Source organism: Microbacterium sp. 3J1 (genome assembly GCF_001049495.1).
Lineage (GTDB): Bacteria > Actinomycetota > Actinomycetes > Actinomycetales > Microbacteriaceae > Microbacterium.
The window spans coordinates 139,250-159,645 of the sequence record NZ_CDWI01000009.1; the positions used below are offsets into that span (position 1 = coordinate 139,250).

A 20,396-nucleotide genomic window follows, 5' to 3' on the forward strand; every position below is an offset into this window, starting at 1 on the left:
TTCGGGGCGACCGGGCGGCGGGGACCGGCTATGCCGCGAGCACGGGCGCCGCTCAGAGGGTCGTCGTCAGCGTTCCGCCATCCGCACGCAGAGCTGCGCCGTTCGTGGCGGAGGAACGGGGGCTGGCGAGATAGAGCGCGAGATGCGCGATCTCGTCCGGCTCGATGAAGCGCTCCAGCAGCGAGGTGGTGTTGCCGGCGGCGATGGCCCGCTTGAGGTCGGATGCCGGCATGCCCTGCGCCTGCGCGATCTGCTCCACGGCCTGGGCGACCCCCTCGGAGTAGGTCGGTCCGCCCAGGATGCTGTTCACCGTGACGCGGGTGCCGCGGGTCGTCTTGGCGAGCCCGTTCGCGAGCGCGAGCGTCGCGGCCTTCGTCACGCCGTAATGCGTCATGTCCGCCGGCACGTTCACGCCGGACTCGCTCGAGATGAAGATTATCCGCCCCCAGCCCCGTGACAGCATCCCGTCGATCACACGCCGAGACAGGCGCACGCCGCTCATGACGTTCACGTCGAAGTACCGCTGCCACTCGGCATCCGGGATCTCGCCGAAGGGCCGCACATCGAAGACGCCGACGTTGTTGACCAGGATGTCGACTTCACCCACCTCGTCGACGAGGCGCCCCACCTGGCCTGCATCCGCGAAATCGGCAGCGATCCCTCGCACATCGGCGCCGGGTGAGAGAAGCCTCAGCTCATCGGCGACCGCGCGGACGCGACCCTCCTCGCGCCCGTTGATCACCACCGCGGCTCCGGCGCGGATGAGCCCTGCGGCGATCGCGAGACCGATTCCCTGCGTCGATCCGCTGACGAACGCGCGCTTGCCCGTGAGTTCGAGATCCATCGTTCCCTCTTTCGATTGACTTTCCCAAGCAAGTGAATGTCACTTTCCTGATCAAGTCAAATCGCGCGGGGTCCGGTACGCTCGGAACATGACGACCTCCGGCGCGACCGCCCCGTTGTCGGGCGACGATCTCGAGACGTGGGCCTCGCTCGCGATCATGCTCGAATGGCTGCCGGCCGCGCTCGACACCCAGCTGCAACGCGACGCGCAGCTCACCCACTTCGAGTACGGCGTCCTTTACGCCCTCGCGCGCGCCGACGCGGGCACGCTGCGGATGAGTGTGCTCTCTTCGTACGCCAACAGCTCGCTCTCGCGCCTGTCGCGGGCCGCCACCCGTCTCGAGGCGCGCGGCTGGATGCGGCGCGCCGCCGACCCGGCCGACGGACGCTTCACGCTCGCGATCCTCACCGACAGCGGTCGCGCCAAGGTCGATCAGGCATCGCCGGGACATGCGCAGCTCGTGCATCAGCTGGTGCTCGACCGCCTGACGGCGCCGCAGAAGCGGCAGCTGCGGGAGATCACCCGGCGGATCGCCGAGGCCGTCCGCGAAGACGGAGGATGGCGTCCGCCGAACGCCTGACCGTCGCCTCGCGAGGGGTGCGGCGCGTTGATCATCCGCATACGCGGGGAAAACGAGCGCCTTGAACCCGCATTCGCGGTAGAATCGCACTATGTACGCCTATCGCATCGCCCGTGCGGCCCAACTCCTCGGGGTCAGCGACGACACCGTACGGCGATGGGTCGAGCAGGGCGTGCTCCCCGTGACGGATGCCGTGCCCGCCGAGATCCCGGGAGACGCACTCGCCGCCCGGGCGATCGAGCTCGCGGCCGAGGCGAAGGCATCCGGCGAGGGGCGCTCCAGTGCCCGCAACCGTTTCACGGGGATCGTGACGAGGGTGCAGATCGACGGGGTCATGGCCCAGGTCGACATCCAGGCAGGCCCGCACCGCGTGGTCTCCCTCATGTCCGCCGAGGCCGTGCGCGACCTCGACCTCGAAGTCGGGTCGCCGGCGACGGCATCCGTCAAGGCGACGCAGATCGTCGTCGAGGTCCCGAAGGGCTGACATGGACCGCATCCTCCGCCGCACGTTCGTCACCGTCGCCGCCGTCACCCTCGCCGCTCTCGCCCTCGGCGGCTGCGTTTCGCCCGCGCCGTCCGCGCCCGGCTCGACCGCCGACAGCGATACAGGCGGTGAGATCGTGGTCTATGCCGCCGCCTCGCTCGCCGATGCCTTCGACGAGATCGGGGAGGCCTTCACGGCGGCGCATCCCGGTGCCGCGTTCACTTCCGTCTACGACGGCTCGTCGACGCTCGTCGCGCAGCTCGCCGAGGGCGCACCCGCCGATGTCTTCGCCGCCGCTGACGAGGCGAGCATGCAGAAGGCGGCGGCGCTGACGGACGAGTCCACTCTGTTCGCGTCGAACACCCTCGTCATCGCGGTTCCGGCAGGCAACCCCGCCGACGTGCGCACGATCGCCGACCTCGCCGAGGTCACCACGATCCTGTGCGCACCCGAGGTGCCCTGCGGCGCCGCATCGGCGACACTCCTCGACCTGGAGGGCGTGCGCGTCGACCCCGCGAGCCTCGAGCAGAACGTCACCGCGGTGCTGACCAAGGTCGCCACCGGGGAGGCGGATGCAGGTCTCGTCTACGCCACGGATGTGATCGACCGCGACGACGTCGAGGTCATCGTTCCCGCAGCTGCCGCCCAGGTCGTGAACCACTACCCGATCGCGACCCTCGACGACGCGCGGAACCCCGACGCGGCTGCGGCCTTCGTCGCGTTCGTCCTGTCCGACGCGGGACAGGCGATCCTCGCGGACCACGGTTTCGGAGCTCCGTGAGCGCCGCGCGCGACACGGGATACGCGCCGCGTGCGCTGGCGATCCCGGCGCTCATCGGTCTCGCCTTCCTCATCCTGCCCCTGGCCGCCCTGATCGCCCGTGTCGAATGGTCGACGTTCGTCGCCGACGTGACCTCCGAGGCGGCGCGCTCGGCGCTGCTCCTGTCGCTGGGCACGGGACTCATCGCCACGCTGCTGTGCATCGTCGTCGGTGTTCCGCTCGCGCTGTTCATCGCCCGCTCAGGCCCGCGACTCGCGGCGGTGCTCCGGGCGGCGGTGACTGTTCCGCTCGTGCTTCCGCCCATGGTCGGCGGGGTCGCGCTGCTGTACCTCTTCGGCCGCGCGGGGTGGCTCGGAGGACTCGGCATCTCGTTCAGCACCCCGGCGGTGGTGCTCGCGCAGACCTTCGTGGCGCTGCCGTTCCTCGTGCTGGCGGTCGAGGGAGCGGTGCGGACGTCCGGCGTCGAGTACGAGCGCACCGCTGCGGCGCTCGGCGCGGGGCGCTGGACGATCCTGCGCCGCATCACCCTGCCGCTCGCCGCCCCGGGCATCGTCGCCGGCGTGGTGCTCTGCTTCGCCAGGGCGATCGGCGAGTTCGGCGCCACGGCGCTCTTCGCGGGCAACCGCCCGGGTGTGACGCAGACCATGCCCCTCGCGATCTACACGGCTTTCAACGGTGCCGGGGTGTCTCAGGGCGCCGCCGTCGCACTCGCCCTCCTCCTGCTCGCCACCGCGATCGTCGTGCTGCTGCTCGTGCGCGGGTGGCGTCCGGGAGTGGGCCGATGAGCGCGGTCGACGGTCTGCGGGGGCGGATCGTGGTGCCTCGCGAGCATTTCGCCGTCGACGTCGCGCTGCAGGTGCCGACCGGTTCGACCGTCGCGATCATGGGTCCGAGCGGGGCGGGCAAGTCGACGCTGCTGCACGCGCTGGCCGGGTTGGAGCCTCTCGTCGACGGAGAGATCGCCGTCGAAGGGCGGATCGTCGACCGGGTCGCGTCGCCGCGCGTCCGCACTCCTCCGATGCACCGGGGCATCGTGCTGCTCGGACAGAAGCCGCGACTGTTCCCGCATCTGTCCGTGCGCGAGAACGTCGCCTTCGGTCCTCGCGCGGGACGCGCCGAGGCCCGCGCGGCCCGTAGAGGCGCAGACGACTGGCTCGAGCGGGTCGGGCTCCCCGGGGTCGGCGACCGCATGCCGCATGAGCTGTCCGGCGGAGAACAGCAGCGCGTCGCCGTCGCTCGCGCGCTCGCCGCGTCACCCCGCGTCGTGCTCCTCGACGAACCGCTCGTCGCCCTCGACCCCGAGACGGCGGGGGACATCAGACGGATGCTGCGCGACCAACTCGCGTCGACCACGACGATCGCCGTCACGCACGACGCTGCGGACGCGGTGGCGCTGGCCGAGGACCTGGTCGTGATCGAGGCGGGTCGGGTCACGCAGGAGGGCGCCGTGCGCGAGGTGCTCGCCGCCCCGGCATCCGCTTTCGTCGCGTCGATCGCGGGGGTGAACCGACTTCTCGGCGTGGCGGGCGGCGGTCTGTGGCGAGACGGGGACGTGGCGTTGACCAGCGCCGATTCCGCCTCACGCTCGCTCGCCGCGACGGAGGGCACCGCGCTCGCGGCGGTGTTCCGGCCGTCCGATGTGCGGGTCGTCCCGGGGGCTGACGAGAACTCGTGGAAGGCGTCCGTCACGCGCGTCGAGCCGACGCTCGCCGGCGTGCGCGTGCACACCCACCGTGGGGCCGTCGACCTGCCCCTCGCCGAGGCCGCGGGCATCGACGCGGGGGATCGCCTCCGGTTGCGCATCGACCCCGCCGCTGTGCGCTTCGTCGCGGCCTGAGTCCCGCGTCACCGCCCCCGTCCCTTCCCGTCCCGTCCCTCCCCGCCCCGCCCCGTCCGGTCCCGTCCCGTCCCTCCCCGCCCCGTCCCGCCTCGTCCCTCCCACCCGTCCCGTCCCTCCTACCCGGCCCCGTCCGGATGGCTGGCGGATTCCCGGATGGCTGGACGGATGCTGCCGTGTGTCCAGCCATCCGTGACATCGCCAGCCGGATGAACCGTCCCCGTCCGCCCACCCCGCCTACCCCGTCCGGATGCAGCCCACCCCGTCCGAATGCGGCCCGCCGCCTCGTCCCTCCCGTCCGGATGGCTGGTGGATGCCCGGATGGCTGGACGGATGCTGCCACACGTCCCGCCATCCGTGAAATCGCCAGCCGGACGAACCGTCCCACCCCGCCCACCCCGCCCCCGACCTGGCAATATGCCGGTGGTCGGGCGCGAGCGGGCCCCGGTACCGAGGGCGCCGGTAGTCTCGGAACATGACGGGGACCGGGGAAGCGCGATGACGGCCGTTCCGGTCGTGATCGGCATCCGCGCCCCGCATGCGGATGCTGCGACAGCCGCCCCCACACCCGCTTCGCAGGGCCTCGTCGACACCCACGGCCGTGTGCACCGCGACCTACGGATCTCGCTCACCGATCGCTGCTCGCTGCGCTGCACCTACTGCATGCCTGAGCAGGGCAACGAGTGGCTCGCGCGCAGCAGCATCCTCTCGACCGACGAGATCGTGGAGGTCGCCGAGGTGGCGGCCTCGCTCGGCATCCGCACGTTCCGTCTCACCGGTGGCGAACCGCTGCTGCGGGCCGACATCGTCGACGTCGTGCGGCGGATCTCACGGATCCAGGGTGAGGACGGGCCCGTCGAGGTCGCGATGACGACGAACGGGATCAGCCTCGCGAAGAAGCTCCCCGACCTCATCGATGCAGGCCTGACCCGCCTGAACATAAGCATCGACACGGTCGATCGTCAGCGCTTCGCCGATCTCACGCGGCGCGACCGCATCGACGACGTGTTCGAGGGCATCGCGGCAGCGGCGGCATCCGAACTCCGCCCGCTCAAGCTCAACACCGTCGCGATGCGCGGTGTGAACGACGACGAGCTGCCCGACCTGGTCGCGTTCGCGATGGAGGTCGGTGCCCAGCTGCGATTCATCGAGCAGATGCCGCTCGACGCCGGGCACACGTGGGATCGCGCCTCGATGGTGACGCGCGAGGAGATCCTCGAGAAGCTCGCCGCGCGGTGGACCCTCGAGCCCGTCCCCGGACGCGGTGGAGCGCCTGCGGAGAAGTGGCGCATCGACGGCGGACCCCACGAGGTCGGCGTGATCGCCTCGGTCACCGCTCCGTTCTGCGGCGCGTGCGATCGGCTGCGGCTGACGGCCGACGGACAGCTGCGCAACTGCCTGTTCTCCAACTCCGAGTACGACCTGATCGGCGTGCTGCGCGGCGATCCGGCATCCGCACCCGGTCACCGCGCCGAGGGGATTGCGGCCATGCTGCGCTCCTGTGTGCACGGCAAGCTGCCGGGTCACGCGATCAACGACCCGTCGTTCCTGCAGCCGGCTCGCGGAATGAACGCCATCGGCGGCTGAGATGCGCCGCCTTCGGCGGCTGAGATGCGCCGCCATCGGCGTGCACGATTCAGCAGAGAACGCCCGTTCCGCGCGCGCGGAGCGCCGTTCCGGCCCGGATGCCGCCGTTCATGCTGAATTGTGCACGGGGAACCGGGCGCGCCCACAGCGCCGGGCGAGCCTCAGCCCAGGAACTCCCGCGCCGCGGCCGACAGTGCGGTGACCCCGACCTCGATCGTCGGGTGGATCTCCGGCGCGAAGTAGGGGGAGTGGTTGGTCGGCACGTCCTTGTCGAGCGTGCCCGCCGCCATCGCCGCCGCGAACCTCTCGGGGTCGACGCCGCCCCAGAACCAGAAGACGAGCGGCGCACCGGTGTCGCGGGCGAACCACGAGACGTCCTCACTGCCCGTGAACATCCCGGGGTCGACGACCGACGCCTCGCCCAGCGCGCGCTGCAGCGCCGAGGTGACACGGGCGGTCGCATCCGCGTCGTTGATCGTGGGCGGCAGGGTGTGGTCGGTGCGGATCTCGGGCTCGCGCTCGGCTCCGGATGCCGCGGCCTCGGCCCGCACGATCCGCTCGACACTCGCGAGCACCCTGTCGCGCATCTCGTCGTTCGGGTAGCGGAGGCTGAGCTCGAGCTTGGCCTCGGCCGGGATGATGTTGTTCTTGAGTCCGGCGTGGATCGAGCCGACCGTCACGACGGCCACGTCGCGCGGGTCGACCTCGCGCGACGTGATGGTCTGCAGGCGCATGACGGTCGCCGCCGCCATCACGACGGGGTCGATCGTCGAGTGCGGGCGCGAGCCGTGACCGCCGCGGCCGTGCAGGGTGACGGTGAGACCGTCGGATGCCGCCATCTGCGTGCCGGGGCGGACGCCGATCGTTCCGGCGGGCAGCGGGGTGACGTGCTGCCCCAGCACGATGTCGGGGTGCGGTACGAGATCCCGCAGTCCGTCGTCGAGCATGGCTCTGGAGCCGGCGCCGTACTCCTCGGCCGGCTGGATGAGCACGACCAGGGTCCCGGACCACTCCGACCGTTCTGCCACGAGCCTCTCGACGGCGCCGATCATGGCGGTGACGTGCATGTCGTGCCCGCACGCGTGCATGACGGGCACGGTGTTGCCGGAGGGGTCGATGCCGGTGGCGGTGCTGGCGTAGGCGAGTCCGGTGAGCTCCGCGACGGGAAGGGCATCCATGTCGGCGCGCGCCCAGACGACGGGGCCGTCGCCGTTCCGCAGCACGCCGACGACGCCCGTGACTCCGACGCCCTCGTGCACCTCGAGCCCGAGATCCCGCAGGTGCCCGGCTGCGATGCTCGCCGTGCGCGTCTCCTGGAACGAGAGCTCCGGATGCTGGTGCAGGTCGATGTAGAGCGCTTCGAGGTCGATCGTCATGGCCCCGAGCCTAGTCGCGGGTGTACGACTCCAGCGCGGGTCCGGGGTGCAGCACGCCGTTGACGATCGCACGGATCGCGAACTCGCTCGCCTCGCCCAGGTCGAACACGTCGCGGTGCAGCAGCCACTGCAGCTGCAGACCGTCCATGACGGCGAGGATGCTGGCCGCCGCGGTCGCGATCGTGTCGGGTTCGGTCACGCCCTGCTGCGCGCACAGCTCGTGGAACGCCTCGGTGACCTCGCGTCGAAGAGTCGTATAGCGCTCCTCGAAGTACTCGCGACCGGGGTGGTTGTCGGTCACCGACTCCGACGACAGGACGGTGTACGCCTGCACGATGCCCGGCCGGGACTCGTTCGCGATCGCCGTGCGCACGAGGTGCATGAAGAGCTCGGGCCCCCCGGGGATGTGCTTCTCGGCGAGTTCGGCGACGTCGGCCTGATCGCGGTACGCGAGCACTTCGAGGAGGAGCTTCTGCTTCGAGCCGAAGTGGTGGAGGACTCCGGCGTGGGTGATCCCGACCTGCTCGGCGACGTCGGCGAGGGTGCCGTTCGTCGAGCCCTTGTTGCCGAAGATCTCGACGGCCGCCTTGAGGATCTGCTCGCGTTTCTCGCGGGTGGCGGGGCGCACGTTCACCGGCGCGACGGCATGCTTCGACATGGTCCCTCCTCACCTGCACGGGCTCTCGAACGGGTCGGCGTCGATCCTGCATCGGATCGTACTTGCCAACTCTACTTACTGACGGGTAACCTCGCACCAGCTTACTTTCTCGCCAGTAAGCAAATCGCATCGGATGCCCGAGCCTCCGGAGCGCTCACAGCACAACGACCCGTGCCCCCAAGGAGAAGCAATGAAGCTCAGAAAGTCCCTGATCGCCGTCGCGGCGGTCTCCGCACTCAGCATCTCGGTGCTCGCCGGATGCGCAGCCGGCGGATCCGGCGAAAGCGGCGGCGACGGCGGTGCCGCACTCACCATCGCCAAGCCCGACGGCGCCATCACCACCGAGTCGAACAACCCGTTCGTCGGCGATTCCTCAGCGTCGAAGTACGGCTACGGCAAGGTCATCTTCGAGACCCTCGGCCTCGTGAACCAGACCGGCGAGCGCGAGGTCACCCCCTGGCTCGCCGAGAGCATCGAGTGGAACGACGACTACACCGCCGTCACCGTCGTCCCCCGCAAGGACGTCACCTGGAGCGACGGCGAGCCCTTCACCGCCGACGACATCGTCTTCACGTACGAGCTCGTCTCCACGCCCGCACTCGACACCGCCGGCCTCAAGTTCGAGGGGGCGACCGTCGACGGCGACGCCGTGACCCTGACCTTCGCGGAGTCGAAGTACGTCAACCAGGCTCGCGTGCTGCACGTGCCGATCGTCCCGAAGCACATCTGGGAGAACCTCGACGAGCCGGCCACCGACCCCGTCAAGGGCGACGACCTCGTCGGAACCGGCCCCTACGCGCTGTCGAACTGGTCGACCGAGTCGGTCACCCTCGAGGCCCGCGACGACTACTGGGGCGGCGACCTCGCCGTGCCCGAGCTGCACTACGTGTCGTACGGCGACAACACCGCCCTCACCACGGCGCTCTCGCAGGGCGAGGCCGACTGGGCGCAGGCGTTCATCCCGCAGATCCAGGAGCAGTTCCTCGACGCCGACCCCGAGCACAACAAGTTCTACGTCGCTCCGACCACCGGCTCCGCGACGCTCTTCATGAACCTGCACGAGAAGCCGTTCGACGACGTCGCGTTCCGTCAGGCGCTGGCCTGGGTGATCGACCGCGACGCCTACGTCGACATCGCGCGTGAGGGCGCGAGCGAGCCCGTCTGGTCGGTGACCGGACTCTCGTCGATCCTCGAGGACGAGATCCAGCCCGACTTCCAGGGCCAGGAGTACTCGGTCGACGCCGATAAGGCGCGCGAGCTGCTCACCTCGGCCGGATACACGTGGGACGGCGACGCTCTGATCGACCCCGACGGCACGCCCGTGTCGTTCACCCTCTCGGTGCCCTCGGGCTGGAGCGACTGGAACACGGCGCAGGAGCTCATCGCCGAGGACATCTCGGAGTCGATCGGCGCCGAGGTCAAGATCGACATGCCCGACTGGGGCGGCTGGGCGGGGCCCCGCGACGAGGGCACGTTCTCGGCCATCATCCACTGGCTCGAGGACAGCGGCACGGCGTACGGCCTCTACACGTCGACGATGGACCCGCGCTGGATCTCCCCCGAGGGGATCGCCGGATTCAACTTCGGCCGTTTCGAGGACCCGGCGGCGACCGAGGCGCTGAACACCTACGCCAACGCCTCGTCCGACGAGGAGCGCACGGCGGCCATGCAGACGCTGCAGACGATGTTCGTCGACCAGGTCCCCGCGATCCCGCTCGGCGCGCACCCGCTGCTCGGCGAGTTCAACACGCGCAACTACGTCGGATGGCCGTCGGAGGAAGACCCGTACGCATCGGGCGACCCGACGCAGCAGAACATCGTGATGATCCTCACGAAGCTGAAGCCGGCCGAGTAAGCGCACCGCGTCTCGTCTCGCTTCGCTCGCTCGGCGACCGGGGGCCTCCCTCCCGGTCGCCGAGCGAGGACCGGAGGACCCAGACGACACGCCCCCGACGAAGGACACCTCATGTCAGAACCCCTCCTCAGCGTGCGCGACTTCTCGGTCGTGTACGACGTCGATCCGCCCGTCGAGGCGGTGAGGAACGTGACGCTCGAACTGCAGCGCGGCGAGATCCTCGGCCTCGCCGGAGAGAGCGGATGCGGCAAGACCACCCTCGCGTACGGCATCCAGCGTCTGCTGCGAGCGCCGGCGGTGATCGCCGGCGGCAGCGTCACCTTCCACGATGCGTCCGGTGTCGACGTCGACGTCAACGCCCTCGACGTCGAGGCGATGCAGCGCTTCCGGTGGGACAAGGTGTCGATGGTGTTCCAGGGGGCGATGAACGCGCTGAACCCGGTGGCGACCATCGGCTCCCAGCTCGAGGACGTGTTCGAGATCCACCGCCCCGACATGAACCGTCGTCAGCGCCGGGCCGAGGCCGAGGAGCTCCTGGAGATCGTCAAGGTGGGGAGGCAGCGTCTGCGCTCCTTCCCGCACGAGCTGTCGGGCGGAATGCGCCAGCGCGTCATGATCGCCATGGCGCTGGCCCTGCGCCCGCAGCTCATGGTGATGGACGAGCCGACCACGGCGCTCGACGTGCTCGTTCAGCGCGAGATCCTCAGCCAGATCTCGCAGCTGCGCCACGAGTTCGGGTTCTCGGTCATCTTCATCACGCACGACCTCCCGCTGCTGCTCGAGATCAGCGACCGGATCGCCATCATGCGAGCGGGCGAGATCGTCGAGCTCGCATCCGCCGAGCAGCTCTGGCGCGACCCGCAGCACGACTACACCGCGACGCTGCTGTCGTCTTTCCCGCGCCTGACCGGCGAGAGAGGAGTGCTGACCCGATGACGACTCTCGAATTCTCCGGCGTCACCAAGGTCTACAACGTGCGAGGAGCCGGCCAGCTCAAGGCCCTCGACGACGTGAGCTTCACCCTGACCTCCGGCCGGACGCTGGGCCTTGTCGGACAGTCCGGCAGCGGCAAGTCGACGATCGCGAAGATCCTCACCCAGCTCGAGACGCCCACCAGCGGAGAGGTGCGCCTCGACGGAAAGCCCATCCCACGCCGCGGCAGGGGTCTCCGGGCGTACCGCCAGCAGCTGCGCATGGTCTTCCAGGACCCGTTCGCGTCGCTCAACCCGTACCACTCGATCCGCTACCACCTGGAGCGGCCGATCCGCCTCGACGACGTGGTGCCGAAGAAGGAGACCGACGCCGAGGTGCGACGGCTCCTCGAGAGGGTGCGACTCGACGCGGATGCCGTGATCGACCGCCGTCCGCACGAGCTCTCCGGCGGCCAGCGGCAGCGCGTCGCGATCGCCCGCGCTCTCGCATCCCGCCCCTCTCTGCTCGTCGCCGACGAGCCGGTGTCGATGCTCGACGTCTCGATCCGTCTCGGCGTGCTGAACCTGCTCGCCGAACTGCAGCGGGAGGAGGGGCTCGGTGTGCTCTACATCACCCACGACCTCGCGACGGCCCGCCACTTCAGCGACGAGATCATGGTGCTCAACCAGGGTCGCGTGGTGGAGCACGGCGACGCCGACGACGTGATCCTCAACCCGCAGGACCCCTATACGCGCGAATTGCGGGCGGCGTCTCCCGACCCCGACCAGCACTTCGCGACGGCCGGAACGCACGGAGGTGCACTGTGACCACCGCATCCCCACAGCTCCCGCTCGTCGAGGACGAGCGGCCGGACGCCCTCGAGGTCGGCACGACCGCGACCGCCGTGCGCGCCGGGCGGAAGCTCGTGCCGTGGCGGTTCTTCGCCGGCCGTGCGGGCTTCTACCTCTTCACCCTCTGGGCCGCGATCACGATCAACTTCTTCCTTCCGCGGTTCATGAAGGGCGACGCGGTCAGCTCGTACCTGGCCCGCAACCGCAACATCAGTCCGGAGGCCGCGGACTCGCTCCGGATCCTCCTGGGGATCGACTCCGACAAGTCCCTGTGGCAGCAGTACCTCGACTACTGGGGCACGCTGCTGCGCGGCGACCTCGGCATCTCGACGCTGCACGGCCTGCGACCGGTGGCCGAGGTGCTCGCCGCCGCGCTGCCGTGGACGCTCGGGCTCGTGGGACTCGCGACGATCATCTCCTTCGCCCTCGGCACCGTGGGCGGGGCGATCGTCGGATGGAGGCGCGGCAGCAGACTCGACGCGCTCATCCCGATCACGACGTTCTTCAACACCATCCCGTACTTCTGGCTGGGTCTCATCGCGATCGCCGTCTTCTCGTCGACGCTGAAGTGGTTCCCGTCGTCGCACGCCTACGACAAGGGGCAGTCGCCCGAGTGGAGTCTGGACTTCATCGGCCAGGTGATCATGCACGGCACGCTCCCCGCGGTCACCATCATCATCGCGTCGCTCGGCGGCTGGATGCTGGGCATGCGCAACATGATGCTCACCGTGCTCGACGAGGACTACATCACCGTCGCGCAGGCCAAGGGCATGCCGAACAGACGGGTGCTCTGGGCGTACGCCGCCCGCAACGCGGTGCTGCCGCAGATCCAGAGCTTCGCCCTGTCGATCGGATTCATCGTCGGCGGCACGATCGTCATGGAGATGGTCTTCAGCTACCCGGGTGTCGGCAAGCTCCTGCTCGACGCGACGAACGCGAAGGACTTCGCGCTCATGCAGGGCGTGTTCCTCGTGATCACCCTGTCGGTGCTGATCGCGAACATCCTCGCCGACATCGTCTACGCATACCTCGACCCGCGCACGCGCCAGACGGAGGCCTGACATGAGCGTCCCCACCTCGACAGACACCACCGCTCCCGACGGCCGCGCGATCGCGACCGGGATGCCGGAGACGGCGACGTTCCGCACGGCGACGGATGCCGGGCCCCCGCGCAAGACCTTCTGGTCGCAGCTCGTCCAGGCGTTCGCGATGTTCCGCAACCCGAAGTCGATCGCCGGCCTCATCATCCTCGGGGTCTTCGTGCTCGTCGCGATCTTCGCGCCGCTGCTCGCCCCCTACGGCCCCACGCAGAAGGACCGCTCCGCGCTGCGGCAGCCGCCCTCCTGGGAGCACTGGCTCGGCACGACCCACATGGGGGAGGACGTGCTCAGCCAGATCATCTTCGGCACCCGCGGCGTGGTCGTCGTCGGCTTCCTCTCGGCGATCATCGCCACGCTCATCGCCATCACGATCGGCGTGATCTCCGGCTACGTGCGCGGGTGGAAGAGCGAATCGCTCTCGGCACTGACGAACGTGTTCCTGGTGATCCCCGGCATCCCGCTGATCATCATCGTGGCCTCGCAGTTCGAGAACCCGCCCCTCATCGTGATCGCCGCGGTGCTCGGGCTCACCGGCTGGGCCTGGGGTGCGCGCGTGCTCCGCGCGCAGACGATGTCGCTGCGCAACCGGGACTTCATCCAGGCCGCCCGCGCCAACGGCGAGCCGCTGCGCCGCATCATCACGGTCGAGATGCTCCCGAACCTCATGGCGCTCATCGCGTCGAGCTTCGTGGGAACGGTGACCGCGGCGATCCTCGGGCTCACGACCCTCGCGTTCATCGGGGTCATCCCGGTGAGCAACCTCAACTGGGGGACGATCCTGTTCTGGGCACAGCAGAACGGCGCCTTCCCCCGGCTGTGGTGGTGGTACGTCCCTGCGGGGCTCTGCATCGCCATCATCGGCGTCGCGCTGTCGCTCATCAACTTCGGCATCGACGAGTACGTCAACCCGCGGCTGCGGTCGGCGGGCGAGCGCGCTCGGGCGATGAAGAAGAAGGGCCTGAACGTGAACGACCCGGTGACGGCCGTGCGCAGCATCCCGACGAACCATACGACGACACAGAACACGAATATCCAGAACACGAAGTGATGACCTCTCAGACGCTGACCGACTCCCCGACCGCCCTCGACTCCCTTCCCTACCTCGACCCCGAACTGCCGATCGCGGCACGGGTGTCGGACCTCCTCGACCGCATGACCGTGGAGGAGAAGGTCGGGCAGATGCTGCAGCTCGACGCCCGCGACGACCTGGAGGACCACGTCCTCCGCCGCCACGTCGGATCGATCCTGCACACCTCGCCCGAGCGCATCCTGCAGGCTGCCGACCTGACCTCCCGCACCCGGCTGCGCATCCCGCTGCTGGTCGGCGAGGACTGCATCCACGGCCACTCGTTCTGGCCGGGCGCGACGATCTACCCGACGCAGCTCGGCATGGCCGCCACGTGGGACGCGGAGCTGGTCGAGAAGGTCGCCAGGGCCACCGCGATCGAGGTCGCCGCGACCGGCATCCACTGGACGTTCTCGCCGGTGCTGTGCATCGCGCGCGACCTGCGGTGGGGACGCATCGGCGAGACCTTCGGGGAGGATCCGTTCCTGATCGGGGAGCTCGCATCGGCGATGGTGCGGGGCTACCAGGGCTCGGGGCTCTCCGACCGCACGGCGATCCTCGCCACGGCGAAGCACTTCGCGGGCTACTCCGAGACGCAGGGCGGGCGGGATGCCAGCGAGGCCGACATCTCGCGGCGCAAGCTGCGGTCATGGTTCCTGCCCCCGTTCGAGCGCGTCGCCCGTGAGGGCTGCCGCACGTTCATGCTCGGATATCAGACGACCGACGGCGTGCCGATCACCGTCAACGACTGGCTGCTCAGCGACGTGCTGCGCGGCGAGTGGGGTTACACCGGCACGCTCATCACCGACTGGGACAACGTCGGCCGCATGGTGTGGGAGCAGCACGTGCAGCCCGACTACACGCATGCGTCGGCGGCGGCCGTCACGGCCGGCAACGACATGGTCATGAACACCCCCGGGTTCTTCGAGGGAGCGCTGGATGCCGTCGCGCGCGGTCTCCTCACAGAGGATGCGTTCGACGTCGCCGTAGCCCGCATCCTCACCCTGAAGTTCGAGCTCGGACTCTTCGAGGACCCCCGCCTGCCCGACGAGGACGCGGATGCCGTGGTCGGCAGCGCGGCACATGCGGGCCTCAACCTCGAGACCGCGCGGCGCTCGCTCGTGCTGCTCGAGAACGACGGGCTGCTGCCGCTCGATGCTGCGGCACCGCTCAAGGTCGCCGTGGTGGGGCCGCTGGCCGACGACGCGCAGACCCAGCTCGGCGACTGGGCAGGAGGGTCGGGTCAGGCCGGCTGGCTCGACGGCCAGCCGCGGGAGATGATCACGACGGTCCTCGACGGCCTGTCAGGGGTCGGCGGATGGTCGGTGACGCACGCGAGAGGCGCCGACATCCTCACCCTCGAGGACGACCCCCGAGGAGCGAAGTTCCCCGACGGACAGCCCCGCCCCGCGGTCGTGGTGCCCGCGGCGCCCGATGAGACGCTGATCGCCGAGGCGGTCGCTGCCGCAGCGGCATCCGATGTGGTGGTGGCGGTCGTCGGAGACCGCATCGAGCTCGTCGGCGAGGGGCGATCGACCGCGACGCTCGAGCTCGTCGGCGGACAGAACGCGATGCTCGACGCCCTCATCGCCACGGGGAAGCCCGTGGTGGTGGTGCTGCTCGCGTCGAAGCCGCTCGTGATGCCGGCATCCGTGTCGAAGGCCGCTGCCGTGATCTGGGCGGCGAACCCCGGCATGCAGGGCGGCCGTGCGCTCGCCGAGCTCGTCACGGGTGCGATCGAGCCGTCCGGGCGGCTGCCGATCTCGTTCGCGCGGCACGTCGGCCAGCAGCCGACCTACTACAACCAGATCCGCGGCCAGCACGGCGACCGCTATGCCGACCTCACGCAGTCGCCCGCCTGGGCCTTCGGCGAGGGGCTGTCGTACTCGACCGTCGCGTACTCCGATCTGACGCTGTCGTCCGCCGACCTGGGGGTGGACGACACGATCGTCGGAACGGTGACGGTCGCGAACACCGGATCGCGGCCGGTGCGCGAGACCGTGCAGGTGTACGTGCGGGATGCCGTGACGAGCGTCAGCTGGACCGACAAGGAGCTCAAGACCTACCGCCAGGTGGATCTCGCTCCGGGGGAGAGCCGCCGCGTCGACCTGGAGCTGCCGGTCGCCGACTGCACGATCGTCGACGCCGCCGGCATCCGTCGTGTCGAGCCGGGCGGGTTCGCGCTGCTCGTGGGCCCGAGCTCCCGCGACGAGGTGCTCCTCAGTGCGGGGTTCACGGTCTCGTAGCCGCTGCGTCGCGTCGGGTGCTGTCGGTGCCGGGTGCTGTCGGCCTCAGTCCTGCAGGCGCTGCGGGCCGGCGCCCTGGCTGCCGAGGGCGTCGTCGGGGTTGAGCAGCCCGCACGCCTTCATCGACAGGCAGCCGCATCCGATGCAGCCGGTGAGCTCGCGTTCGAGACGTTCGATGCCCTCGCGTCGTCGCTCGAGCACGCGTTTCCAGCGGCGTGACGCGCGCTGCCAGTCGGCATGGCTGGGGGTCTCCGTGAGCGGAACGCCGCCGAATGCCTCCTGGACGTCGGCGAGCGGGATGCCGAGGCGCTTGGCGACCGTGATGAGCGAGACTCGTCGCAGCATGTGCCGGGCGTAGCGCCGCTGATTGCCGGGCGAGCGCGTCGAGGCGATGAGTCCGAGGCTCTCGTAGAAGTGCAGCGCCGAGGGAGCGACGCCCGTGCGTCTGCTCATCTCGCCGATCGTGAGCGGCTCGTCGGGGCCGTGCACCGTGCGATCGGACTCGCTCTCGCCGTCCATCGACGACCTCCCTCGATTTGACCTCAAGTGTACTTGAGGTTTTAGCGTGGCATCCGTGCTTCGAATCCTGCTCACTCCTGTGGTGGCCGCTCTGTGACGTACGTGATCGCCCTTCCGTGCGTCGATGTCAAGGACCGTGCGTGCATCGACGAGTGTCCCGTTGACTGCATCTATGAGGGTGAACGCTCGTTGTACATCCACCCGGACGAGTGCGTCGACTGCGGCGCGTGCGAGCCGGTGTGCCCGGTCGAGGCGATCTACTACGAAGACGATCTGCCGGAAGAATGGCAGGACTACTACAAGGCCAACGTCGAGTTCTTCGACGAGATCGGCTCGCCCGGAGGCGCGGCGAAGCTCGGGATGATCGCGCACGACCATCCGCTCGTCACCGCACTTCCGCCCCAGGAGGCACACGAATGACCAGTCCGCAGCACCCCGCAGCACCCGTGCCCTCTGCGGTGGGTGAAGGACTCAAGGCAGCGTTCCGCGCGCACCCCGCCGGCGTCGCGATCATCACCGCGACGACGCCCGACGGTCCGGTGGGCCTCACGGCATCCAGCGTCGCGTCGGTCGCCGTCGACCCCGCCGCGATCGTGTTCTCGGTGACGAGAGCCACCGGCAGCGCGGGCGCCATCCTCTCGTCCGACACCTTCGTGGTGCACCTCATCGACGACGAGCATTCGGCCCTGGCGCAGAGCTTCGCCGTGAGCGGAGCCGAGCGGTTCACACCCGACCAGGGCTGGAGCGTGCTGCCCACCGGTGAGCCGTACCTCGCGGAGGCGAGGGTCGCGATGCGCTGCCACCCGATGACCACGGTGGCGGTCGGATCGTCGACCGTCGTGATCGCCGAGGTCGACGAGGTGCTGCTGGGTCAGCAGGGGCGTCCGCTCGTCTACCTCGACCGTCGTTTCCACTCGCTGCCGCACGACCAGGGCTGAGGGCCGACCGCGCCCGCCTCCCCGCCTCCCACCACCCTGCCACCCCGCCTCCCACCACCCTGCCACCCTGCCTCCCACCACCCTGCCTCCCACCACCCTGCCTCCCACCACCCTGCCTCCCTGTCTCCCACCACCCTGGCGGAGTTCTCGGCGTGGGGCGGAGGTTTCGGGCTGAGATGTCCTCCCGAGGGGGAGTTCTCCACCCGACGGGGTGGCCCCCGCGTCATGATCCGCGACTGAGTGGGTCTCTCTCGGTGAAGGGTGAACGCAGTCAGCGCTCGCCGAGACACGAAGAGGTCCACGATGAGCACGTTCCTGGTTCTGTACCGTTCGGCAGTGAGCGCCGCCGAGCAGATGGCGACGGCGGATCCCGAATCGGGCGCCGAGTCGATGAAGGCGTGGATGGGTTGGGCCGAGCGAGCGGGCGACGCGATCGTCGACCTCGGTTCCCCCACGCAGAGCATCGCGGGTGGTGAGGCGGGCTCGTTCATCGGCGGCTACTCGATCATGCAGGCGGATGACGAGGCGGGCATCACGGCCGTCCTCGCCGAGCACCCCCATCGCGCGTGGGGCGGGACGATCGAGATACTGGAGATGCTCGAGATCCCGGGCATGTGAGAGAGACGAGGCGCGGTATGACTGAGCAGCACTGGTCGGGCGCGGGAACTCCCGCAGATCCGTGGAGGCTGAAGACGGCGCCCTTGTCGTCCGAGTACACGATCCACCGCGATGACGAGAGCGAGCCGGCGCTCCTGATCTGCCAGGTCGGGTCGACGAGGCTCACCTATCTCGCATCCGCGATCGACGATCTGCACGCAGAGCTGCTGCGGCGAGCGGACTGGGTCGCTCTCGGAGCCGCCGACGAGAAGAAGGAGCCGGCGCCCGACACCGTCGAGGCGTGGGGAAGGTCGGAGGAGAACCCCGTCGGCGGATGGTACGGCCAGCGCAAGGGCTATCGGGGTCGCTTCGGAATGTACCTTCCGCCGCTCCTCGAGGCCCTGGGTCTCGTCGAACTCGAGCACAACTCGCGGAACAACCGGGTCAGAGCCGTTCCGACTGTCTGATGACGCCATCCGGCCGGCCATCCGCAGGCCATTCGGCTGGCCGATATCCGCTCGGCGGGCGAGATCCCCGGGATCCGTCCGCCGACCCGGCGGATCGCCAGCCATCCGCACGGTGCGGCCGGCGGACGAACGGCTTTCCCGGCGGATGCTCCGGAGACCCCCGATAGGCTGGACGCATGGCCCTCTCGATCGCCGGCTCGACGCGCGCTCCGCATGAGCTGCGCTCGGCGACCCCGATGAGGGAATGGATGCGCGTCGTGCTGCACCCCGGCACGAACGGATGGACCAGCGTCTGGGGCACCCTCTCGCACGGCGAGATCGCCGGCTGCCCGCCGCCACGCACCTAGACCGCGCCTCGATGGGGCTGCGGTCGTCCGCGCCGTCCACTCCTTCTCCCGCGCGAGGTTCTTCATCATGTCCGCTTCTCCTGTCCGCCCCCGTCCGCGTCTGCGTCTCGCTCCGCATGAGCTGTGGCGGGGCATCCGCTCCAACGCCCGCAGCGATGTGCTCGGCGGCTCGTTGCTTCTCGCGGCGACCGTCGCCGCACTGATCCTCGCCAACACTCCCGCGGTGTCCTGGTACGAGTCCGTTCGCGACTTCACCTTCGGCATCCCCGAGCTGCATCTCGATCTCAGCGTCGGGGCCTGGGCCGCCGACGGTCTGCTGGCCGTCTTCTTCTTCGTCGTCGGGCTCGAACTCAAGGAGGAGTTCGTGACCGGCCGCCTGCGCGACCCCCGCCAGGCGGCCCTGCCGATCGCCGCGGCGGTCGGCGGCGTGATCGTCCCCGCGGTCATCTTCGCCGTGCTCAACGCGGGTGACGGTGACGCCCTGCGCGGCTGGGCCATCCCGACCGCGACGGACATCGCCTTCGCGGTGGCGGTGATCGCCGTGGTCGGCAGGTTCCTCCCACCCGCGCTCCGCGTCTTCCTGCTGACGCTCGCGATCATCGACGACCTGATCGCGATCACCATCATCGCGACGTTCTACACCGACTCGATCAGCTTCCCGTGGCTCGCCCTCGCGCTGCTGCCTCTCGCCGGATTCGCGCTTCTCGTGCAGAAGGGCGTGCGCGCCTGGTGGATACTGCTGCCGCTCGCCGTCGCGGTCTGGGTCTGCATACACGCCGCCGGCATCCATGCGACCGTCGCCGGCGTGCTGCTCGGCTTCGTCGTGCCGGTCGTCCCCACCGAGCGCGCTCGCGTGCGCCGAGGAGAGGATGCCGACGGCGAGCCGGTGTACGACGGCCTCGCCCCGCACTTCGCGGACCGCTGGGGCGTGGTGGCGACCCTGTTCGCGGTGCCGGTCTTCGCCTTCTTCGCCGCGGGTGTCACGATCGGCGGCGTCGAGGGGCTCCGGTCGGCATTGACCGATCCGATCGCGATCGGCATCATCGTCGGACTCGTCCTGGGCAAGCCGATCGGGATCCTCGCGACCACGTTCCTGCTGAGTCGCGTGCCTGCGCTGCGTCTCGACGAGACGCTGCGCTGGCCGGACCTCACCGGAATGGCGTTCCTCGCGGGAATCGGATTCACCGTCTCACTGCTCGTCGGCGAGCTCGCCTACGGGTCGAGTTCGGTCGCCGACGAGCACGTGAAGATCGGCGTCCTGCTCGGATCCCTCATCGCCGCCGTACTCGGCGGGCTCATGCTGGCGCGACGCAACACGCTCGCCCGGCGCCGGCAGCTCCTCCCCTGAGAG

The 20,396-nt window shown here is 69.7% G+C and carries 22 protein-coding genes; 18 read left to right on the top strand and 4 right to left on the bottom strand.

What is annotated here, in order from left to right; translation table 11 throughout:
* Nucleotides 1-52: 52 nt before the first annotated feature.
* The gene (locus BN2660_RS07230; protein ID WP_091229326.1) at nt 53-844 is read right to left on the bottom strand and encodes an SDR family NAD(P)-dependent oxidoreductase; all 792 of its coding nucleotides are present in this window, start codon (nt 842-844) and stop codon (nt 53-55) included.
* Between the two features lie 88 nt (nt 845-932).
* Between BN2660_RS07230 and BN2660_RS07235 the strand changes: the two genes are divergently transcribed.
* From BN2660_RS07235 to moaA, 6 genes are all read left to right on the top strand, one after another.
* Nucleotides 933-1,424: a MarR family winged helix-turn-helix transcriptional regulator gene (locus BN2660_RS07235; RefSeq protein ID WP_091229329.1), complete on the top strand. Its 492-nt coding sequence runs from the start codon at nt 933-935 to the stop codon at nt 1,422-1,424.
* A 91-nt stretch (nt 1,425-1,515) separates the two neighbouring features.
* A complete protein-coding gene (locus BN2660_RS07240) occupies nt 1,516-1,908 on the top strand; it encodes a TOBE domain-containing protein (protein WP_091229333.1) in 393 nt (130 codons plus the stop codon).
* A gap of 1 nt (nt 1,909) precedes the next feature.
* Complete coding sequence (gene modA / locus BN2660_RS07245) at nt 1,910-2,689, top strand: molybdate ABC transporter substrate-binding protein (protein WP_091229337.1); 780 nt, start codon at nt 1,910-1,912, stop codon at nt 2,687-2,689.
* Nucleotides 2,686-3,474, top strand: a complete 789-nt coding sequence (gene modB / locus BN2660_RS07250) for a molybdate ABC transporter permease subunit (RefSeq protein ID WP_091229340.1) — start codon at nt 2,686-2,688, stop codon at nt 3,472-3,474. Before modA ends, modB begins: the two co-directional genes overlap by 4 nt.
* On the top strand, nt 3,471-4,526 hold the full coding sequence (locus BN2660_RS07255; RefSeq protein WP_091229343.1) for a sulfate/molybdate ABC transporter ATP-binding protein: 1,056 nt from the start codon (nt 3,471-3,473) through the stop codon (nt 4,524-4,526). Before modB ends, BN2660_RS07255 begins: the two co-directional genes overlap by 4 nt.
* A 498-nt stretch (nt 4,527-5,024) precedes the next feature.
* Complete coding sequence (gene moaA / locus BN2660_RS07260; protein ID WP_091229345.1) at nt 5,025-6,113, top strand: GTP 3',8-cyclase MoaA; 1,089 nt, start codon at nt 5,025-5,027, stop codon at nt 6,111-6,113.
* Nucleotides 6,114-6,274: 161 nt separating this feature from the next.
* Here the strand turns inward: moaA and BN2660_RS07265 are convergent, their stop codons facing one another.
* Together BN2660_RS07265 and BN2660_RS07270 are read right to left on the bottom strand one after the other, a co-directional pair.
* The gene (locus BN2660_RS07265) at nt 6,275-7,489 is read right to left on the bottom strand and encodes an amidohydrolase (protein ID WP_091229347.1); all 1,215 of its coding nucleotides are present in this window, start codon (nt 7,487-7,489) and stop codon (nt 6,275-6,277) included.
* 10 nt (nt 7,490-7,499) lie between these two features.
* Entirely contained in the window at nt 7,500-8,147 is a 648-nt protein-coding gene (locus BN2660_RS07270; protein ID WP_091229351.1) for a TetR/AcrR family transcriptional regulator, read from the bottom strand.
* A 190-nt stretch (nt 8,148-8,337) separates the two neighbouring features.
* Here BN2660_RS07270 and BN2660_RS07275 point away from each other — a divergent pair, with 190 nt between their 5' ends.
* From BN2660_RS07275 to BN2660_RS07300, 6 genes are all read left to right on the top strand, one after another.
* Nucleotides 8,338-10,002 carry an ABC transporter substrate-binding protein gene (locus BN2660_RS07275; RefSeq protein ID WP_091229355.1) on the top strand — a complete coding sequence of 555 codons (1,665 nt, stop codon included), beginning with the start codon at nt 8,338-8,340 and terminating at the stop codon, nt 10,000-10,002.
* Between the two features lie 111 nt (nt 10,003-10,113).
* Nucleotides 10,114-10,938: an ABC transporter ATP-binding protein gene (locus BN2660_RS07280; RefSeq protein ID WP_091229359.1), complete on the top strand. Its 825-nt coding sequence runs from the start codon at nt 10,114-10,116 to the stop codon at nt 10,936-10,938.
* Nucleotides 10,935-11,741 (top strand): ABC transporter ATP-binding protein, encoded by an 807-nt coding sequence (locus BN2660_RS07285; protein WP_091229362.1) that lies wholly within the window; start codon nt 10,935-10,937, stop codon nt 11,739-11,741. The genes BN2660_RS07280 and BN2660_RS07285 overlap by 4 nt, the downstream gene beginning before the upstream one ends.
* On the top strand, nt 11,738-12,826 hold the full coding sequence (locus BN2660_RS07290; protein ID WP_091229365.1) for an ABC transporter permease: 1,089 nt from the start codon (nt 11,738-11,740) through the stop codon (nt 12,824-12,826). Before BN2660_RS07285 ends, BN2660_RS07290 begins: the two co-directional genes overlap by 4 nt.
* A 1-nt stretch (nt 12,827) precedes the next feature.
* A complete protein-coding gene (locus BN2660_RS07295; RefSeq protein WP_176697120.1) occupies nt 12,828-13,913 on the top strand; it encodes an ABC transporter permease in 1,086 nt (361 codons plus the stop codon).
* Nucleotides 13,913-16,177, top strand: coding sequence for an exo-beta-d-1,3/1,6-glucosidase (locus BN2660_RS07300; RefSeq protein ID WP_091229368.1), 2,265 nt, complete (start codon nt 13,913-13,915; stop codon nt 16,175-16,177). The genes BN2660_RS07295 and BN2660_RS07300 overlap by 1 nt, the downstream gene beginning before the upstream one ends.
* 45 nt (nt 16,178-16,222) lie before the next feature.
* Here BN2660_RS07300 and soxR read toward each other — a convergent pair whose 3' ends face one another.
* Complete coding sequence (gene soxR, locus BN2660_RS07305; protein ID WP_091229371.1) at nt 16,223-16,696, bottom strand: redox-sensitive transcriptional activator SoxR; 474 nt, start codon at nt 16,694-16,696, stop codon at nt 16,223-16,225.
* 93 nt (nt 16,697-16,789) lie between these two features.
* On the opposite strand from soxR, the gene fdxA reads away from it, so the two are divergent.
* The 6 genes from fdxA (at nt 16,790) to nhaA (ending at nt 20,393) form a co-directional block, all read left to right on the top strand.
* Nucleotides 16,790-17,116 carry a ferredoxin gene (gene fdxA, locus BN2660_RS07310; protein ID WP_091229374.1) on the top strand — a complete coding sequence of 109 codons (327 nt, stop codon included), beginning with the start codon at nt 16,790-16,792 and terminating at the stop codon, nt 17,114-17,116.
* Nucleotides 17,113-17,634 carry a flavin reductase family protein gene (locus tag BN2660_RS07315; RefSeq protein ID WP_091229378.1) on the top strand — a complete coding sequence of 174 codons (522 nt, stop codon included), beginning with the start codon at nt 17,113-17,115 and terminating at the stop codon, nt 17,632-17,634. The genes fdxA and BN2660_RS07315 overlap by 4 nt, the downstream gene beginning before the upstream one ends.
* Nucleotides 17,635-17,937: 303 nt before the next feature.
* Nucleotides 17,938-18,252: a YciI family protein gene (locus BN2660_RS07320; protein WP_091229382.1), complete on the top strand. Its 315-nt coding sequence runs from the start codon at nt 17,938-17,940 to the stop codon at nt 18,250-18,252.
* Nucleotides 18,253-18,269: 17 nt separating this feature from the next.
* On the top strand, nt 18,270-18,698 hold the full coding sequence (locus BN2660_RS07325) for a DUF6855 family protein (RefSeq protein ID WP_091229386.1): 429 nt from the start codon (nt 18,270-18,272) through the stop codon (nt 18,696-18,698).
* 176 nt (nt 18,699-18,874) lie between these two features.
* The gene (locus BN2660_RS16590; RefSeq protein ID WP_176697121.1) at nt 18,875-19,045 is read left to right on the top strand and encodes a hypothetical protein; all 171 of its coding nucleotides are present in this window, start codon (nt 18,875-18,877) and stop codon (nt 19,043-19,045) included.
* A 67-nt stretch (nt 19,046-19,112) separates the two neighbouring features.
* A complete protein-coding gene (gene nhaA, locus BN2660_RS07330; protein WP_091229389.1) occupies nt 19,113-20,393 on the top strand; it encodes a Na+/H+ antiporter NhaA in 1,281 nt (426 codons plus the stop codon).
* The last annotated feature ends 3 nt before the right edge of the window (nt 20,394-20,396 follow it).

Excerpts from the sequence above, each read along its gene's own strand:
- BN2660_RS07230 (WP_091229326.1), bottom strand. The coding sequence starts at position 844 with ATGGATCTCGAACTCACGGGCAAGCGCGCGTTCGTCAGCGGATCGACG.
- BN2660_RS16590 (WP_176697121.1), top strand. The coding sequence starts at position 18,875 with ATGGCCCTCTCGATCGCCGGCTCGACGCGCGCTCCGCATGAGCTGCGC.
- BN2660_RS07280 (WP_091229359.1), top strand. The coding sequence starts at position 10,114 with ATGTCAGAACCCCTCCTCAGCGTGCGCGACTTCTCGGTCGTGTACGAC.
- BN2660_RS07265 (WP_091229347.1), bottom strand. The coding sequence starts at position 7,489 with ATGACGATCGACCTCGAAGCGCTCTACATCGACCTGCACCAGCATCCG.
- BN2660_RS07255 (WP_091229343.1), top strand. The coding sequence starts at position 3,471 with ATGAGCGCGGTCGACGGTCTGCGGGGGCGGATCGTGGTGCCTCGCGAG.
- BN2660_RS07285 (WP_091229362.1), top strand. The coding sequence starts at position 10,935 with ATGACGACTCTCGAATTCTCCGGCGTCACCAAGGTCTACAACGTGCGA.
- BN2660_RS07325 (WP_091229386.1), top strand. The coding sequence starts at position 18,270 with ATGACTGAGCAGCACTGGTCGGGCGCGGGAACTCCCGCAGATCCGTGG.
- BN2660_RS07275 (WP_091229355.1), top strand. The coding sequence starts at position 8,338 with ATGAAGCTCAGAAAGTCCCTGATCGCCGTCGCGGCGGTCTCCGCACTC.
- BN2660_RS07315 (WP_091229378.1), top strand. The coding sequence starts at position 17,113 with ATGACCAGTCCGCAGCACCCCGCAGCACCCGTGCCCTCTGCGGTGGGT.
- BN2660_RS07235 (WP_091229329.1), top strand. The coding sequence starts at position 933 with ATGACGACCTCCGGCGCGACCGCCCCGTTGTCGGGCGACGATCTCGAG.
- soxR (WP_091229371.1), bottom strand. The coding sequence starts at position 16,696 with ATGGACGGCGAGAGCGAGTCCGATCGCACGGTGCACGGCCCCGACGAG.
- BN2660_RS07240 (WP_091229333.1), top strand. The coding sequence starts at position 1,516 with ATGTACGCCTATCGCATCGCCCGTGCGGCCCAACTCCTCGGGGTCAGC.
- modA (WP_091229337.1), top strand. The coding sequence starts at position 1,910 with ATGGACCGCATCCTCCGCCGCACGTTCGTCACCGTCGCCGCCGTCACC.
- BN2660_RS07300 (WP_091229368.1), top strand. The coding sequence starts at position 13,913 with ATGACCTCTCAGACGCTGACCGACTCCCCGACCGCCCTCGACTCCCTT.
- BN2660_RS07270 (WP_091229351.1), bottom strand. The coding sequence starts at position 8,147 with ATGTCGAAGCATGCCGTCGCGCCGGTGAACGTGCGCCCCGCCACCCGC.
- BN2660_RS07295 (WP_176697120.1), top strand. The coding sequence starts at position 12,828 with ATGAGCGTCCCCACCTCGACAGACACCACCGCTCCCGACGGCCGCGCG.
- moaA (WP_091229345.1), top strand. The coding sequence starts at position 5,025 with ATGACGGCCGTTCCGGTCGTGATCGGCATCCGCGCCCCGCATGCGGAT.
- BN2660_RS07320 (WP_091229382.1), top strand. The coding sequence starts at position 17,938 with ATGAGCACGTTCCTGGTTCTGTACCGTTCGGCAGTGAGCGCCGCCGAG.
- nhaA (WP_091229389.1), top strand. The coding sequence starts at position 19,113 with ATGTCCGCTTCTCCTGTCCGCCCCCGTCCGCGTCTGCGTCTCGCTCCG.